Consider the following 13,397-nt stretch of genomic DNA (forward strand, 5'->3'; position numbering starts at 1 on the left):
GGTATCATCTAGCCCGGCGTCACTCTGGCTTGGTACGATTCTGAAGTGATGGCTGACCATGACGGTTGAAGCAGCACCCAGCGATATGCACGGCGTCAGGCAGGGCGCGGCGATGGCCGCTGTCCATGTCGTTCGCCGGCTTCGCGAAGCTGGCGACTGGCAGCGCGAGATGGACAGCATTCTTGAAACGCTCTGCGGGGCCATGGATTGCCAGCGCGGCATCCTGTTCCGGCTGCGCGAGCTGCCCGGCCAGGGATTTGCCCAGTCGGTCGCGGCCTACTGGATCGAACCCCGATTTGGCGGCGAGCTGGCGTCGCCGACGATCATCATGCAGTCGGTCGTCAATTCGGACCCACTGCTGGAACGGGTGGCGGAGGACGAGCGGCAAGGCAAGATCTTCGCCGGACACACGCGCGACCTCGAAGGCTTTCTGAGGACCGACTTCGAAAAGCAGCACATCAAGTCGTTCCTGTCGGTGTCGGTCTTTGCGCATGGCCATCTGTGGGGCACGCTGGCGGTCAACGACTGCGTGAACGAGCGTGAATGGAGCGACGAGGAAGAGGCGACGCTGCATATCGTGGCACTGGCCATCGGCGACGCCATCGAACGATCACTTTCCGATGCCCATGCCAGCGAAGTCATCCGCCGCACGATGCTGCAGGCTTCTCTCGACGCCATCATCGTCATCGACGAGACCGGTTCTATCATCGAATTCAATCCAGCCGCCGAAAAGATGTTCGGCTACCAGCGCAGCGACATCCTCGGCAAGGACCTGCTCGACACCGTCGTTCCGGAATATTATCGCAAGGGCTATGTGTCGGGCGCCGAATACATGTCGGGCCGCGGCGCGCCGATGGTCGGCCAGCGGATCGAGACCGTCACCCAGAATGCGGCCGGCGAGGTCTTTCCGATCGAACTGACAGCGACCGAGATGCGGGTCGCCGACCGCCGCCTGATCTTCGGCTCGATCCGCGACCTTCGCGACAAATTGCGTGCCGAGGAGGAGATCGGCCGCCAGCGTGAAAAGCTGCACCAGAACGAGAAGATGGCGGCGATGGGCTCGCTGCTAGCCGGCGTGTCACACGAGCTCAACAACCCGCTTGCCGTGGTCGTCGCCCAATCGACGCTGTTGCATGAATTCGCATCTGACCCGCAGACCAAGGTGCGCGCCGAGAAGGTGCGCGCCGCCGCCGAGCGCTGCGGCCGTATCGTCAAGAGCTTTCTCTCGATGGTCCGCCTGCATCCCGCGTCGCAGGCCGAGACCGACCTCAACCAGGTGGTCCGCGCGGCACTCGAAGTGACCGCCTACGGCGCCAGGTCGAGCGGCATCATCATCGACACCGATTTCGCCAGCGGTCCGCTGCTGGCCATGGCCGACGCCGACCATGTGACGCAAGTGGCGGCCAATTTCCTTATCAACAGCCAGCATGCTTTGGCCGGCATCGCCGGCGACCGGCTGATCAAGGTCCGTACGTTTCGCGGCGACCACGGCAATCCCGGATTTTCGGTCGAGGACAACGGGCTGGGCGTGCCGGAAGCGATACGCTCCCGCATCTTCGAATCCTACTTCACCACCAAGCCGGTCGGCGTCGGCACCGGCATCGGCCTGTCGATCTCGAAATCGATCATCGAACGGCACAATGGCAATGTCTGGTTCGAAGAAGTTCTGCCGAGGGGCGCCCGTTTCGTCGTCCAGTTGCCGGCGATCTCCGCCGGCGCGGCCATCGCCGGCGAAAGCCCGGCGCGCTCGAGCGGATTGCGTCATGCCCTGATCATCGACGACGAGCCGGATGTCGCGGCGTCGCTGTCCGACATTCTGGAGTTGATGGGAATCAAGTCGCGGATCGTGCCGGCCTGGGCATCGGCCGCCGCGACCTTGAACGGCCATATGCCGCCGGACATCGTTTTTTCCGATCTGCGCATGCCCGGCATCAGCGGCATCGCCATCTATCGCGAGCTGCTCGCCGAAAAACCTGATCTGGCGCGGCGTTTCGTGCTGGTCACCGGCGATCTGATCGGTGCGAAAGCCGAAATCGAGGGGTTGCCTGCGCCGCAGCGGCCGCAGATCCTGGAAAAGCCGTTCAGCACACTGGACGTGCGCGGCGTGCTCTCGGCCATTGCCGAGCAGGCCGCCTTGGGCAGCTAGAACTTCGGACCGGTGGAAACCGGTTTTTGGAAAATGCGATTCTCAACAAAGAGCTAGCGCCCGGAGAAAAAAGACTCCCGACCGACGATGCGGTGGGAGCCTGCCTGGAGCGCTGGAGGGTCGCTCGGGGGGCATCAAAAAACGTTCGGCGTATCGGTGGCTGGCGCGGCATTGGCGATCACGCGGACCGTGCGAGCCTTGTGGATGCCGGACTGCTCGGCGATGACGCGCAGGCAGTCCGCACTCTCGGCGCCCCAGGCCTGCCCTTTGCAGACAAAATCGATCTCCGGCATCGGCAGGCGCGCGGTCTTGGTCGTGGTCGGCGCGCCGTCGACGATGTTTGCCGGTGGATTGAGTGAGGCGAAGGCTGGACCAACAGTCGGCGCGAACGCCATGCCGACGAATGCGGCGGCAGCCAGCACCGCGAACAGCGCCATCGGATGGTCGTTGGCGCGTTGGCGCAGTGCCAGCTTTGGCCGGCGGTCGTTGCGCTCCGGCGCCTGCACACGGCGGTCATTGTAGGCAGTCTGGATTTTCGTATACATCGCCGTTCCCTTCGTTGATTTTCTTTTTCTGTTGAAACGAACGTACTCGCGCTTTGTAACAAGCCAACGATGACGCGCATCCGGCAATGTAACGGGCAAGAAACCGGTTTTTCGGCATCTTGGACAAAACCGGTTCGAGCATCGGCGGACATCGGAATTGCCCTGAAAACAGGCGAGCCCTGGGCGGTTTTTTTCCATCTTCGGGAGCCATGTTTTCCACGCGGCTCTCATGGCTCAAGCCGAGATAAGACGTCTATGCGAACCTTGGCTAACACCCGGAATTTTCGAGATTTCTCAAGCCTTGAGCGTTTGGCTTCCGACAAACAACGTCGGAAGATTTCGCGGCAAGAACTGGACCAATTCCGACAAGCCATTGCAATTCAATGAAAAATATGCTTTTATTGAATGAGCATTCAACAAAAGATGAGTCTTTTATGAACCCACACCTCCGTGACGTGGCGATCCCCAACGAATGGGACCGGCGGGGTCTGCCGGGTTGGAGCTATCATTCTGACGCCCTGCTCGAACTCGAGAAAGAATACGTCTTCCGCAATCATTGGCAGATCGCCGGTCACGTCTCCGACCTGCCGAACGCCGGCGACTATCTGACCATGGACGTAGTCGGCGAGCGGGCGCTGATCGTGCGCGGTAAGGACGGCGTCGTGCGCGCTTTCAACAATATGTGCCGCCATCGCGGCAGCCGCGTCGTCGCCGACAGCCAGGGCACCTGTAAGAATGCTCTGGTCTGCCCTTTTCATGGCTGGGTCTATAATCTCGACGGCACGCTGCGGGGCGCCGCCCGTCCGCGCTCTTTCCCGGATCTCGACAAGACCGAATTCGGCCTGATGCCGCTCGATCTCGAGATCTGGATGGGCCTCATCTTCATCCGCTTCCGCAAGGGCGGCCCGCAGCCGTCGGTGGCAGAGCTGCTGAAACCGATCGAGACCGAGATCGCCCATTACAATGTCGCCGAGATGGTGCCGTCCTGGGGTATCTGGACCCAGAAGAGCCCGGTCAACTGGAAGTCGGTGCGCGATGTCGACAATGAAGGCTACCACGTTGCCATGGCGCATCCCGCATTGCAGGACCTTTACGGCGCGACCTATTTCGACGAGCCGTTCATCAATGGCGTGTCGCGTTCCTTCGCCACTTACAATCCGCATGCCGGACGGCGCTGGAGCGTCGGGCAATACATCAAGATCGCGCCCGAGGCGACGCGTCTGCCGGAACACCTGCGCAAGGCCTGGATCTATTACGGCATCTTCCCTAACAACGCGCTGTCGATCATGCCGGAATCCGTGCAGTTCTATCAGGAGTTTCCGCTATCGACCGGCGAGACGCTGCTGCGCGGCGCCATCTACCGCTACCCCGACGAGACCAGGGAGCAGGCAGCGGCACGCTATCTCGCCTACCGCATCGATCGGGACACCATGAACGAGGACGTGCAGCTTTCCGTGTGGTCCAATGAATCCATGCTGTCGGAAGCCTTCGGCGGCTTCTATCTCTCCGACCTCGAATATGGCGTGCGCACCCACCACGACCATCTGCGCAAGCAAATCCCCGTGCTCGGGCTGGAAACGGCGCCGAAGGAAAAGGATATGTGGGCGCTGAACGACGCGCTGCGGTCGCAGATGTAAAGGCGAGACGGAGAAGCTGCCGATCTCCCCCCTTGCGGGGGAGATGGCCGGCAGGCCAGAGGGGGTCGCCCCACATAGAGCGCCAACCTCCATCTACCGCAGTAGGTCGCGTCCGGTCGAACCGACCCCCTCTGTCGCCTTCGGCGACATCTCCCCCTCAAGGGGGGAGATCGGCTGTCACCCTTGCCACACCCCTTCCTTCCGCAAATCGTCCATCGTGCGCGAAATGCCTTCGCGCAGGATCGACACCATGTCATCGATCTGCTCTCGCGTAATGATCAGTGGCGGCGACATCACACACATGTTGATTAGCGGCCGGACCAGCAGGCCAAGTTCATGGCAATGCGCATCGATCCGCTTGCCGACATCCTTGTCGAGCTGCAGCGGATCGTTGCTTTCGCGATCGGCGACGCATTCGACGCAAGCCATCAGCCCCAGGCCGCGCACCTCGCCGACCAGCGGCAGCTCTTCCAGCGTCTTCAGTTGCGCCTGGAAGTAGGGCGCGACCTCGCGCGTATGGGCCAGCACGCTTTCTTCCAGGATATCGAGGTTCTTCAGCGCCACTGCGCAACCGACCGGATGGCTGGTGTAGGTCAATCCATGGCCGAACATGGCGTCCGGATGGTTTGAGCGGCGCAGCTGCTCGAGAAGCCGTTCCGAGATGATGACGCCGCCAAGCGGGAAATAGCCTGACGTGACGCCCTTGGCAAAGGTGATCATATCAGGATCGATGCCGAACATATCGCCGGAAGCAAAGACATGGCCAAGCCGGCCGAAGGCGGTGACCACCTCGTCGGAAACATAGAGGATGTCGTTGTCGCGGCAGATTTGGCGGATGCGCTTGAGATACCCGTCAGGCGGCACGATGACGCCGCCCGACGCCTGCACCGGTTCGCCGACGAACGCGCCTATCCTGTCGGCGCCAACACGGCCGACAGTATCGCGGAATTCGTCGACCAGGACATCGGTGAAGGCTGAAATACTCAAGCCGCGCGGACGGCGGAACGGATCGGGCGACGACAGCTTGACGACCAGATCGTCGGCGCCGTCCATCCAGTCGCGATCGCGCGGGCGCCCGTTGAGCGAGGCCGACAGATAGGTCGAGCCATGATAGGCGCCGCCCCTGCTCAGGATCAGCTTCTTTTCCGGGCGGCCGCGGACATTGTTGTAGAACTGCATGAAGCGCAGCGCCGTCTCAACGGCCGAAGAGCCGCCGGTGGTGAAGAAGACATGGCTGAGGTCGCCGGGCGCATAGCCGGCGATGCGCATGGCGAGTTCCGCCGACGGCGCGTTCATCGTGTACCACGGCGTGTTGTAGGACAGCGCCATCGCCTGATCGTACATCACCCGCGCCAATTCCTCGCGGCGGTGGCCGATATTGACACACCACATGCCGGCCGGCCCGTCGATCAGCTTTTTGCCGGTGCCGTCGGTGATGTAGATGCCGTCACCCTCACCGATCAGGGCGCGCGCCTCTGCGCCGACCGAGCCGGCGAACGGCCAGGGCTGGACGAGGTGGCGCTTGGCCAGCTCGACGGCATCGCTAGGCCCAGCCGTTTCAATCGCCCTCAAATCTCTTGCAGCCGCCATCGTTGCCTCGCATCGTTTCATCGCAAATTTCATCGGACTGAATTTCGGCGCCAAGCACCGGAAAACCCGGCTTTCTTGGCACAATTTTGAATGTCCGTTCAATCAACATTGCAGAAATAGCGCTTGATTTCAATCCACGGATGCGCGCATGATGAAAGAAAGCCGGCAAGCTCGGAGCGCGATCCGCGATGGCGCCCTGGGTACAAAATTGGGAACAAACAGCCGGTGCGCTAGCAATGGGACGCCGCATGGCAGGACAATCCGCGCCAGCAACCGAGATCACGCCCAGGGCCCTGCCCGAGGGCCCGCAATGACGGCGGCTGCAGAAGGATCGCCCACGTTTGGCACGACGCGGGCCAGGCGAAACGCCCTTCTGCAGTCCGAACCCGTCCAGGGCTTTGCCCTGATCAGCCCGACCTTTCTCTACGCGCTCGTGCTTCTGGTGCTGCCGATATTGGTCGTCGTCGCGCACTCCTTCTGGACGCAGAACTACCTGACCATCGATCGCACCTTCACGCTGGAAAACTACCGAGTTGCGCTGACCGAGCCGATCTATCGCGACCTGCTCTGGCGCTCGCTCTACATCTCGCTGATGGTGAGCTTCTTCACGGTGGTCCTCGCCTATCCGATCGCCTACTTCATCTCGTTCCATGGCGGCCGCCACAAGAGCCTGTGGCTGTTCCTGATCACGATACCGTTCTGGACCAGCTATCTGCTGCGCGTGATGTCGTGGAAGGTCATCCTCGGCTACAATGGCGTGCTCAATTCCGGCCTGATGGGTCTTGGCGTCATCGATGAGCCGTCGACCGCGCTGCTTTACAATTCGAGCGCCGTCATCATCACGCTGACCCATGCCTGGGCGGCCTTCGCAATACTGCCGATCTTCGTCTCGCTGGAAAAAATCGACCGCACGCTGGTCGAAGCGGCCAAGGATCTCGGCGACGGTCCCATTCGCTCCTTTCTGCGCGTGACGCTGCCGCTGTCGACGCCCGGCATCATCTCGGCGGCGCTGATCGTCATGATCCCGACCGTCGGCGACTATGTCACGCCGAAGCTTGTCGGCGGCAAGGACGGCGTCATGATCGCCAACGCCATCCAAGCGCAGTTCGGCAAGGCCTCCAACTGGCCGCTTGGCGCCGCGCTTTCGGTCACCACCATGCTGATCGTGACGCTGATGGCCGGCGCCACCGTGCTGATCATCCGCGCCGCCCAGAGGCTAGCACGATGACGGCTGGCACGATGAGGCTGGCGCGATGACGGCGATGCGGCGCTTCCTGGCCAGCGGCTGGCTGTCGACCTATGCGTTCCTCTATGTCGTTTTCCTCTACCTGCCGGTCATCTTCCTGCCGATCTTTTCGGTCAACAGCGCCGCGACGCCGAAATTCCCGCTCTCCGGCTTCACGCTCAAATGGTATGAGGACCTGCCACGCACGCCGGCGCTGCTTGACGCTGCCTGGAACAGCCTGGTCGTCGGCGTATCGGCTTCCATCCTCTCCACCGTGCTTGGCATTCTCGCCGCCCGCTCGATCACCCGTTATCGCTACCCCGGCCGCCGCGCCATCAACGGCCTGATCATGGCGCCGCTGGTGCTGCCCGAAATCATCGTCGCCATATCCATGCTCCTGGTGATACTGCAACTGGGTTTGAGCCTGTCGCTGTTCACCATCGTGCTCGGCCACGTCCTGATCTGCATTCCCTATTCGATGACCGTGCTGACCGCCGGCTTCGAGGGTTTCGACCGCAGCCTGGAGGAAGCCTCCGCCGATCTCGGCGAGAGCGCCTTCGGCACCTTTAGACGGGTGACGCTGCCGATGGTGGCGCCGGCCATCATTTCCAGCCTGCTCGTCTGCTTCACCATCTCGCTCGATGAGTTCATCATCGCCTTCTTCCTGACCGGCACCGAGGCGACGCTGCCGATCTATATCTGGGGCCAGTTGCGCTTCGCCTCGAAGCTGCCCGGCGTGCTGGCCCTGGGCACGCTCTTGCTGGCTGCCTCGTTCCTGCTGATGACCATCGCTGAAATCCTGCGTCGCCGCGCGGCAAGGCGCACTCAGAACGAGGGAGGCCTCCATGCCTAAGCCGCCTCAAGCCGAACGATCCCACCAAACCGAACGACCAATGATCGAGATTCGCAACGTCACCCGCAACTATGGGTCGTTCAAGGCGCTGGACGACGCCTCGCTGACCATCAAGGAGGGCGAATTCTTCTCGCTGCTCGGCCCGTCAGGCTGCGGCAAGACCACGTTGTTGCGCATGATCGCCGGCTTCGACAATCCGACCAGCGGCTTGATCTCGGTCGACGGCCAGTCGATGGAGGGCATCCCGGCCAATCGCCGGCCAACCAACATGGTTTTCCAGAGCTATGCGATCTTCCCGCATCTCAATGTCGAGCAGAACGTGGCCTATGGGCTGAAGCGGTTGAGGCTCGAACGGTCGGAAGAAAAGCGCCGCGTCGAAGAGGCGCTGGCCCAGGTGTCGCTGACCGGCCTCGGCAAACGCCTCGCCACCGAGCTTTCCGGCGGCCAGCGCCAGCGCGTCGCATTAGCCCGGGCGCTGGTCATGCGGCCCAAGGTGCTGCTGCTCGACGAGCCGCTGTCGGCACTGGACAAGAAGCTGCGTGAGCAGATGCAGGTCGAGCTGCGCCGCCTGCAGCAGGCGGTCGGCATCACCTTCGTCCTGGTCACGCACGACCAGTATGAGGCGCTGGCGATGTCGGACCGCATCGCCGTGATGTTCGGCGGCAGGATCGCGCAGGTCGCTTCGCCCAAGGAGATCTACCAGCGGCCGGTCAACCGTCAGGTCGCCGACTTCCTCGGCGGCATGAATTTCGTCAAGGCCGAGATCGTCGAGGAGAACGGCGCTTCGCTGGTCCTCGACACGCTGGGCTTCGGCCGCGTCAAAACCGACAAGCCTAGGGCTTTCGTCCGCAATGGCGGCGCTGCGACGCTCGGCATCCGGCCGGAGCGTCTGCGCGTGTTGTGGGACAACGCCACGGCGAAGTTCGAGGTGGCCGGCAAGGTGGTGGAGCGCCATTACTTCGGCGAGATCACCCATCTGATCGTCGAGATCCCGGGATTGGAAAAGCCGCTTTCGGTGACCGAAACCAACGATTTCGGCGCCGACGACATACCGGTCGGCACCTCGATCCGCCTCGCCTACGATCCCGAGGCGCTGGTGGCGATGGCAGACTGAAGGCCCGAGATGATCTTTCGTGCAGCGATGCGCCCAGCCATAACAGCGCCCTCAATGTAGCCCGGGAATGACGGCGACAGTTCGGACGCGGCGAAATGCAGTGGCTGCGCGCCGGCAAGGATGATGCGTTCGGCATCGGTCGCCGTCGCATCGACGATAAGATCGCTGTAGCCGCCGCCGCTCCAGCGATCATGCGTCCAGTCGCGATAGCTGAAATCGAGCATGTCGGCGGCCTCCGTGCCGAGCGCATCCTTCAGCCTCGTCGTCACCTCGGCGCGCAATGCCGTGTCGCCGAGCTCACGCCAGCGCAGGGCCAGCGGCCCGCCGACGAAGACGACCAGCGCGGCATGGTCGTTGTCCTTGCTCACGTCGCAGGCAAACAGCCCTGGCAGGTCGCGCCACATCACCACGCCGCTCAGACCTCTTGCACGCCAGAAGGCGCTGGGATAGCGCACCAGCACTTTGATCACCGCGCCGCTTTGCCAGACACCGAGCGCCCTTCTCAGGCCAGCCGGCAGCGGCGGTGCAAAGTCCAGCTTCGAGGCCGTCATCGGCGGCACCGCGACCAGGGCCGACCGCGCTTCGACCACACCCATCGCCGAGACGAGACGAACCCCTTCCGGCCCGTGCTCGATGGTTTCGACCGGCGTGTTCAGCCGCACGCGATCGCCGAGGTCGCCGGCCAGATCGTCCGCCAGCGACTGCATGGTTTCACGCACGAAATATTGCAGCTCCGAAACCTCGTTGGTGATGCGACGGTCATTGTCGATCAGGTGCCACAGCGGCAGCTTTTCGAGCGCCTGGCACCACAAGCCCTCGATCATCGAACGGAAGGCCGCCTTGGCCTGGTCGGGATCAGGCTGACGGTCGAGCCATACCGCGACGGTCAATCCGGCAATATCAGGCTCGTCCGGCGCGATCGCATTCATCCGGTCGCGAATCGCCATCGAACCCAGGTAAGCTCGGTCGGCTTGCTGAGCGCTCATCCGCGGTTGCGTGATGAATTCCCCCTTTACATAGGTCTCAACCAGCGTCTTGCCGCGGGCCTCGACCAGCGCCATCAGTTCCGGCATGTCCTCGCACAGGAATTGGCCACCGCTGTCAACGCGCTCGCCGAGGCCGATCTCCATTGACTCGACCCGCCCGCCGACACGGTCGCGCGCTTCGAGCAGCAGGAAATCGACGCCGGCCTTCTTTAGTTCCAGCGCCGCCGACAGGCCGGTGAAGCCGGCGCCGACGATGACGACATCGGTTCGTTCGATCCCGCTCTTCAATAGCCGGCCTTGATCTTCTCGAACTCCTCGATCATCCGCTGCTTGAGCTCCGGCGCCACCGGCTGCTGGAACAAGGTCTTGTCGAGGAATTTGTCGAGATTGTCGAAGCCCCGCTCGGCCAGCAGCTTGGGCTCGATCGCTTCCATGCCGGCGCCGTTGCCATGACCATAGCCGAATGTCGTGACCATGTAGCCTGACACATCAGGCGCATTGACGGCGTTCAGGAAATCATAGGCGTGGTCGAGATTGCCCGGCGCGTCCTTCATCAGCACATAACCGCACACCCAGGTCGACAGGCCCTCCTTGGTGTTGCGGTTCATGGCGATCGGCACGCCCTGGCCCTTGAGCGTCACAAACGTCTCGTTCCAGCCCCAGGCCAGATCGACCTCGTTGCCGGAGAAGGCCTGATTGATGTCGGTATCGTCGGTCCAGTAGAAGCGGATGTTCTTGTGCACCTGGCGCAGGAAATCGGACGCCTCCTTGAACTGCGCATCGGTCATCTTGGTCCAGTCCTTCAACCCGATGACGAGGCTTGCCAGTGCATAGGCGTCGTCGACATTGTCGCCTATGGTGACGCGCCCTTTGAATTTCGGATCAGAGAAGATCCGCAGCGACTGCGCTTGTTCCGCCGTCACGTTGTCGGTGCGATAGAGCAGCGATGTGTTGCCCCAGTCGAAAGGCATGAACCAGGCCTTGCCGTCGGCGGCAGTAGTGAGATCCTTCATCGCCATGATGCCGGGATTGAGGTCTTTCCAGCCGGCGATGCGGCTGGTGTCGAGCGGCTGCAGCATGCCGGCCTCGCGCCACTTCACCACGCTTTGCGAGCAGGGGTGCGCAATGTCGGCCCTGAAGCCGGCCCGCATCTTCTGGAAGGCCTCGTCCTCGTCACCAAAGAAAGCGAAGGTCGGTTCAGTGCCGTATTTGACGACGTAGGCCGGATGGAGCAGCGGATCCTCGTAGCCCGACCAGTCGAACACGACGAGGTCGCCCCCGTCCGCCGCAACGGCGAGGGCAGCTGGGCCGATCGTGCATGCGGCAGCAACGGCAAGGCGGCGAAGCATGGAACCCATGGCGCGAAACTCCTCATCGTTGGAAGTGGCGCAGCGACGTTACGGAATTTCAGTGACCTTGGCGAGCCCGCCTGCCCGCCGGTTTGGTGGGCAGGCGAGATAGGTGAAACAAGCTCAATAGCCGGCTTTGATCTTCTCGAACTCGGCGATCATCTTGAGCTTGAGATCCGATGGAACCGGCGCCTGGAACAGCGTCTTGTCGATGAATTTCTGCACGTCGTCGTAGCCCTTTTCCTTCAGCACGGCCTGATCGACAGCGGCCATGCCCTTGGCGTTGGCCTGGCCATAGCCCCAGTCCTTGACCAGGATGTTGGCGACTTCCGGATCGTTGACGGCATTGAGATAATCATAGGCCTTGTCGGTATTCCCCGGCGCATCCTTGAACAGCACATAGCCGCAGACCCAGGTCGAAATCCCCTCTTCGGTATCCTTCTTGGCCTTGATCGGCACGCCGGCGGCGACCGACTGCACCGTCGCGTCGTTCCACGCCCAGGCAAGGTCGACCTCGCCGCCGCTCAACAGCTGGACGATATCGGTGGAATCGGTCCAGTAGGAGCGAACATTCTTGTGCACCTGGCGCAGGAAGTCCGACGCCTGCTTGAACTGGTCGTCGGTCATCTTTGTCCAGTCCTTGAGCCCGATCGCCAGCGAGGCCAGCGCATAGGCGTCGTCGACATTGTCGCCGATGGAAACCCTGCCCTTGAACTTGGGATTGGCCAAGGCCTTCAGCGACTGGACGTCCTTCTCATCGACCTTGTCGGAATTATAGGTCAGCTGCGAGTTGCCCCAGTCCCAAGGCATGAACCAGGCCTTGCCGTCGGCGCTGGTAGCGAGATCCTTCATCGCCATGATACCGGGATTGAGGTCTTTCCAGGCCGATATCTTCGAGGTGTCGAGCGGCTGCAGCAGGCCCGCGTCGCGCCATTTCACCACGCTCTGCGAGCAGGGATGGCCGAGATCGGCCTTGAAGCCGGAGCGGGCTTTTTCGAACGCCTCGTCCTCGTCGCCGAAGAAGGTGAAGGTCGGCGAGTCGCCGTTCTTGTCGACATATTTCTGGTGGAAACCGGGATCCTCGTAGCCGGACCAGTCGAACACGACCAGGTCCTTGTCGGCAGCGATCGCAAGCCCTGCGACTGAGGCCGCCAAGGTTCCGGCTAGTGCCAATGTCAGTGTCAGCCGTCGGGTCATGGTCTTCATTGCTGTTCCATCCTCTTTTTGATTGTTTCATGCCGCCTTGTCGCTGCCGGCTGTTGGCCACGGATAATGCTTTGGAAATGCAGACGACAGGAACTCGTTCGCCGCCTGCAGCGCGGTTTCGCGGGTGACGTCCTCGGTGCCCATCATCAGCCGCAGCCACAGACCCTCCAGCATGGCACTGAGCGCCAGCGCCATGACTTGCGGCTCGAAGGCATAGCCGCCGCTTTGCTTGAGCGTCGCGCAAAGATCGATGAAGACTTTCTGATAGGCCGCGTCGCGCGCGCCGCACAGCGCTTGATAAGTCGGGCGCGACTTTGCCTCGCCCCAGAAGGCGCACCAGGCGGCCAACTTGCGCTTGTTGCAGATCGAGCGGTCGAAATCGGCGGCAACCAGAGCCTGCAACTGGCGGGCAGGATCGTCGCCAGCCTTGGTGAGGGCAGCGCGCCAGTGCGCGGCATATTCGTCGGCCATGTATGCTAACGTGGCGACGAGCAGCTTCTCCTTGCTCTCGAAGTGGAAGTTGACGATCCCGCGCGACAGGCCGGCGCCATCGGCGACATCGGCCATCGTCGTCTCCGAATAGCCGCGCTTGGCCAGCGAATCGATTGTCGCCTCGATCAGCTGCAGCTGCCTGACCTCCTTCGACGCCTTGCGACCGCGCTTTTCGGGCTCGTGTTTGCGCGCTGATTCGAGGAGGGCCTCCCTGGCCTCGGCTGTCTTCATGGGCGTGATGGTCTCCAGCATCG

At 62.3% G+C, this 13,397-nt stretch carries 12 protein-coding genes; 5 read left to right on the top strand and 7 right to left on the bottom strand.

The features are described from left to right. The first annotated feature begins 58 nt into the window (after window positions 1-58). Window positions 59-2,146, top strand: coding sequence for a PAS domain S-box protein (locus tag CIT25_RS23925; RefSeq protein ID WP_167391089.1), 2,088 nt, complete (start codon window positions 59-61; stop codon window positions 2,144-2,146). Between the two features lie 134 nt (window positions 2,147-2,280). Here CIT25_RS23925 and CIT25_RS23930 read toward each other — a convergent pair whose 3' ends face one another. Then, window positions 2,281-2,691: a hypothetical protein gene (locus CIT25_RS23930; protein ID WP_095487107.1), complete on the bottom strand. Its 411-nt coding sequence runs from the start codon at window positions 2,689-2,691 to the stop codon at window positions 2,281-2,283. A 434-nt stretch (window positions 2,692-3,125) separates the two neighbouring features. Here CIT25_RS23930 and CIT25_RS23935 point away from each other — a divergent pair, with 434 nt between their 5' ends. Further along, window positions 3,126-4,328, top strand: a complete 1,203-nt coding sequence (locus CIT25_RS23935) for an aromatic ring-hydroxylating oxygenase subunit alpha (RefSeq protein WP_095487109.1) — start codon at window positions 3,126-3,128, stop codon at window positions 4,326-4,328. A 177-nt stretch (window positions 4,329-4,505) separates the two neighbouring features. On the opposite strand, the gene CIT25_RS23940 is transcribed toward CIT25_RS23935, so the two are convergent. Both CIT25_RS23940 and CIT25_RS36460 read right to left on the bottom strand, forming a co-directional pair. Then, window positions 4,506-5,918, bottom strand: coding sequence for an aminotransferase (locus CIT25_RS23940; protein ID WP_095487659.1), 1,413 nt, complete (start codon window positions 5,916-5,918; stop codon window positions 4,506-4,508). Then, complete coding sequence (locus CIT25_RS36460) at window positions 5,887-6,168, bottom strand: hypothetical protein (protein WP_128242987.1); 282 nt, start codon at window positions 6,166-6,168, stop codon at window positions 5,887-5,889. The genes CIT25_RS23940 and CIT25_RS36460 overlap by 32 nt, the downstream gene beginning before the upstream one ends. Before the next feature lie 60 nt (window positions 6,169-6,228). Here CIT25_RS36460 and CIT25_RS23945 point away from each other — a divergent pair, with 60 nt between their 5' ends. Genes CIT25_RS23945 through CIT25_RS23955 form a run of 3 tightly spaced genes read left to right on the top strand, consistent with a single transcriptional unit; the run spans window position 6,229 to window position 9,110 of the window. Next, a complete protein-coding gene (locus tag CIT25_RS23945; protein ID WP_095487111.1) occupies window positions 6,229-7,146 on the top strand; it encodes an ABC transporter permease in 918 nt (305 codons plus the stop codon). Window positions 7,147-7,171: 25 nt separating this feature from the next. After that, window positions 7,172-7,996: an ABC transporter permease gene (locus CIT25_RS23950; RefSeq protein WP_095487113.1), complete on the top strand. Its 825-nt coding sequence runs from the start codon at window positions 7,172-7,174 to the stop codon at window positions 7,994-7,996. 40 nt (window positions 7,997-8,036) lie between these two features. Continuing rightward, window positions 8,037-9,110: an ABC transporter ATP-binding protein gene (locus tag CIT25_RS23955; protein WP_095487114.1), complete on the top strand. Its 1,074-nt coding sequence runs from the start codon at window positions 8,037-8,039 to the stop codon at window positions 9,108-9,110. On the opposite strand, the gene CIT25_RS23960 is transcribed toward CIT25_RS23955, so the two are convergent. From CIT25_RS23960 to betI, 4 genes are all read right to left on the bottom strand, one after another. Beyond that, on the bottom strand, window positions 9,074-10,384 hold the full coding sequence (locus CIT25_RS23960) for a flavin monoamine oxidase family protein (RefSeq protein ID WP_095487116.1): 1,311 nt from the start codon (window positions 10,382-10,384) through the stop codon (window positions 9,074-9,076). The two genes, CIT25_RS23955 and CIT25_RS23960, sit on opposite strands and share 37 nt — an antisense overlap. Next, complete coding sequence (locus CIT25_RS23965; protein ID WP_095487118.1) at window positions 10,381-11,454, bottom strand: extracellular solute-binding protein; 1,074 nt, start codon at window positions 11,452-11,454, stop codon at window positions 10,381-10,383. The genes CIT25_RS23960 and CIT25_RS23965 overlap by 4 nt, the downstream gene beginning before the upstream one ends. Window positions 11,455-11,568: 114 nt before the next feature. Further along, window positions 11,569-12,651: an ABC transporter substrate-binding protein gene (locus tag CIT25_RS23970; RefSeq protein ID WP_095487120.1), complete on the bottom strand. Its 1,083-nt coding sequence runs from the start codon at window positions 12,649-12,651 to the stop codon at window positions 11,569-11,571. A gap of 27 nt (window positions 12,652-12,678) precedes the next feature. Beyond that, window positions 12,679-13,395: a transcriptional regulator BetI gene (betI, locus tag CIT25_RS23975; RefSeq protein ID WP_095487122.1), complete on the bottom strand. Its 717-nt coding sequence runs from the start codon at window positions 13,393-13,395 to the stop codon at window positions 12,679-12,681. Between the last annotated feature and the right edge of the window lie 2 nt (window positions 13,396-13,397).

It is taken from the genome of Mesorhizobium mediterraneum (assembly GCF_002284565.1).
Taxonomy (GTDB): domain Bacteria; phylum Pseudomonadota; class Alphaproteobacteria; order Rhizobiales; family Rhizobiaceae; genus Mesorhizobium; species Mesorhizobium mediterraneum.

Excerpts from the sequence above, each read along its gene's own strand:
- CIT25_RS23945 (WP_095487111.1), top strand. The coding sequence starts at position 6,229 with ATGACGGCGGCTGCAGAAGGATCGCCCACGTTTGGCACGACGCGGGCC.
- CIT25_RS23925 (WP_167391089.1), top strand. The coding sequence starts at position 59 with ATGACGGTTGAAGCAGCACCCAGCGATATGCACGGCGTCAGGCAGGGC.
- betI (WP_095487122.1), bottom strand. The coding sequence starts at position 13,395 with ATGCTGGAGACCATCACGCCCATGAAGACAGCCGAGGCCAGGGAGGCC.
- CIT25_RS23935 (WP_095487109.1), top strand. The coding sequence starts at position 3,126 with ATGAACCCACACCTCCGTGACGTGGCGATCCCCAACGAATGGGACCGG.
- CIT25_RS36460 (WP_128242987.1), bottom strand. The coding sequence starts at position 6,168 with ATGCGGCGTCCCATTGCTAGCGCACCGGCTGTTTGTTCCCAATTTTGT.
- CIT25_RS23970 (WP_095487120.1), bottom strand. The coding sequence starts at position 12,651 with ATGAAGACCATGACCCGACGGCTGACACTGACATTGGCACTAGCCGGA.
- CIT25_RS23940 (WP_095487659.1), bottom strand. The coding sequence starts at position 5,918 with ATGGCGGCTGCAAGAGATTTGAGGGCGATTGAAACGGCTGGGCCTAGC.
- CIT25_RS23930 (WP_095487107.1), bottom strand. The coding sequence starts at position 2,691 with ATGTATACGAAAATCCAGACTGCCTACAATGACCGCCGTGTGCAGGCG.
- CIT25_RS23965 (WP_095487118.1), bottom strand. The coding sequence starts at position 11,454 with ATGGGTTCCATGCTTCGCCGCCTTGCCGTTGCTGCCGCATGCACGATC.
- CIT25_RS23950 (WP_095487113.1), top strand. The coding sequence starts at position 7,172 with ATGACGGCGATGCGGCGCTTCCTGGCCAGCGGCTGGCTGTCGACCTAT.
- CIT25_RS23955 (WP_095487114.1), top strand. The coding sequence starts at position 8,037 with ATGATCGAGATTCGCAACGTCACCCGCAACTATGGGTCGTTCAAGGCG.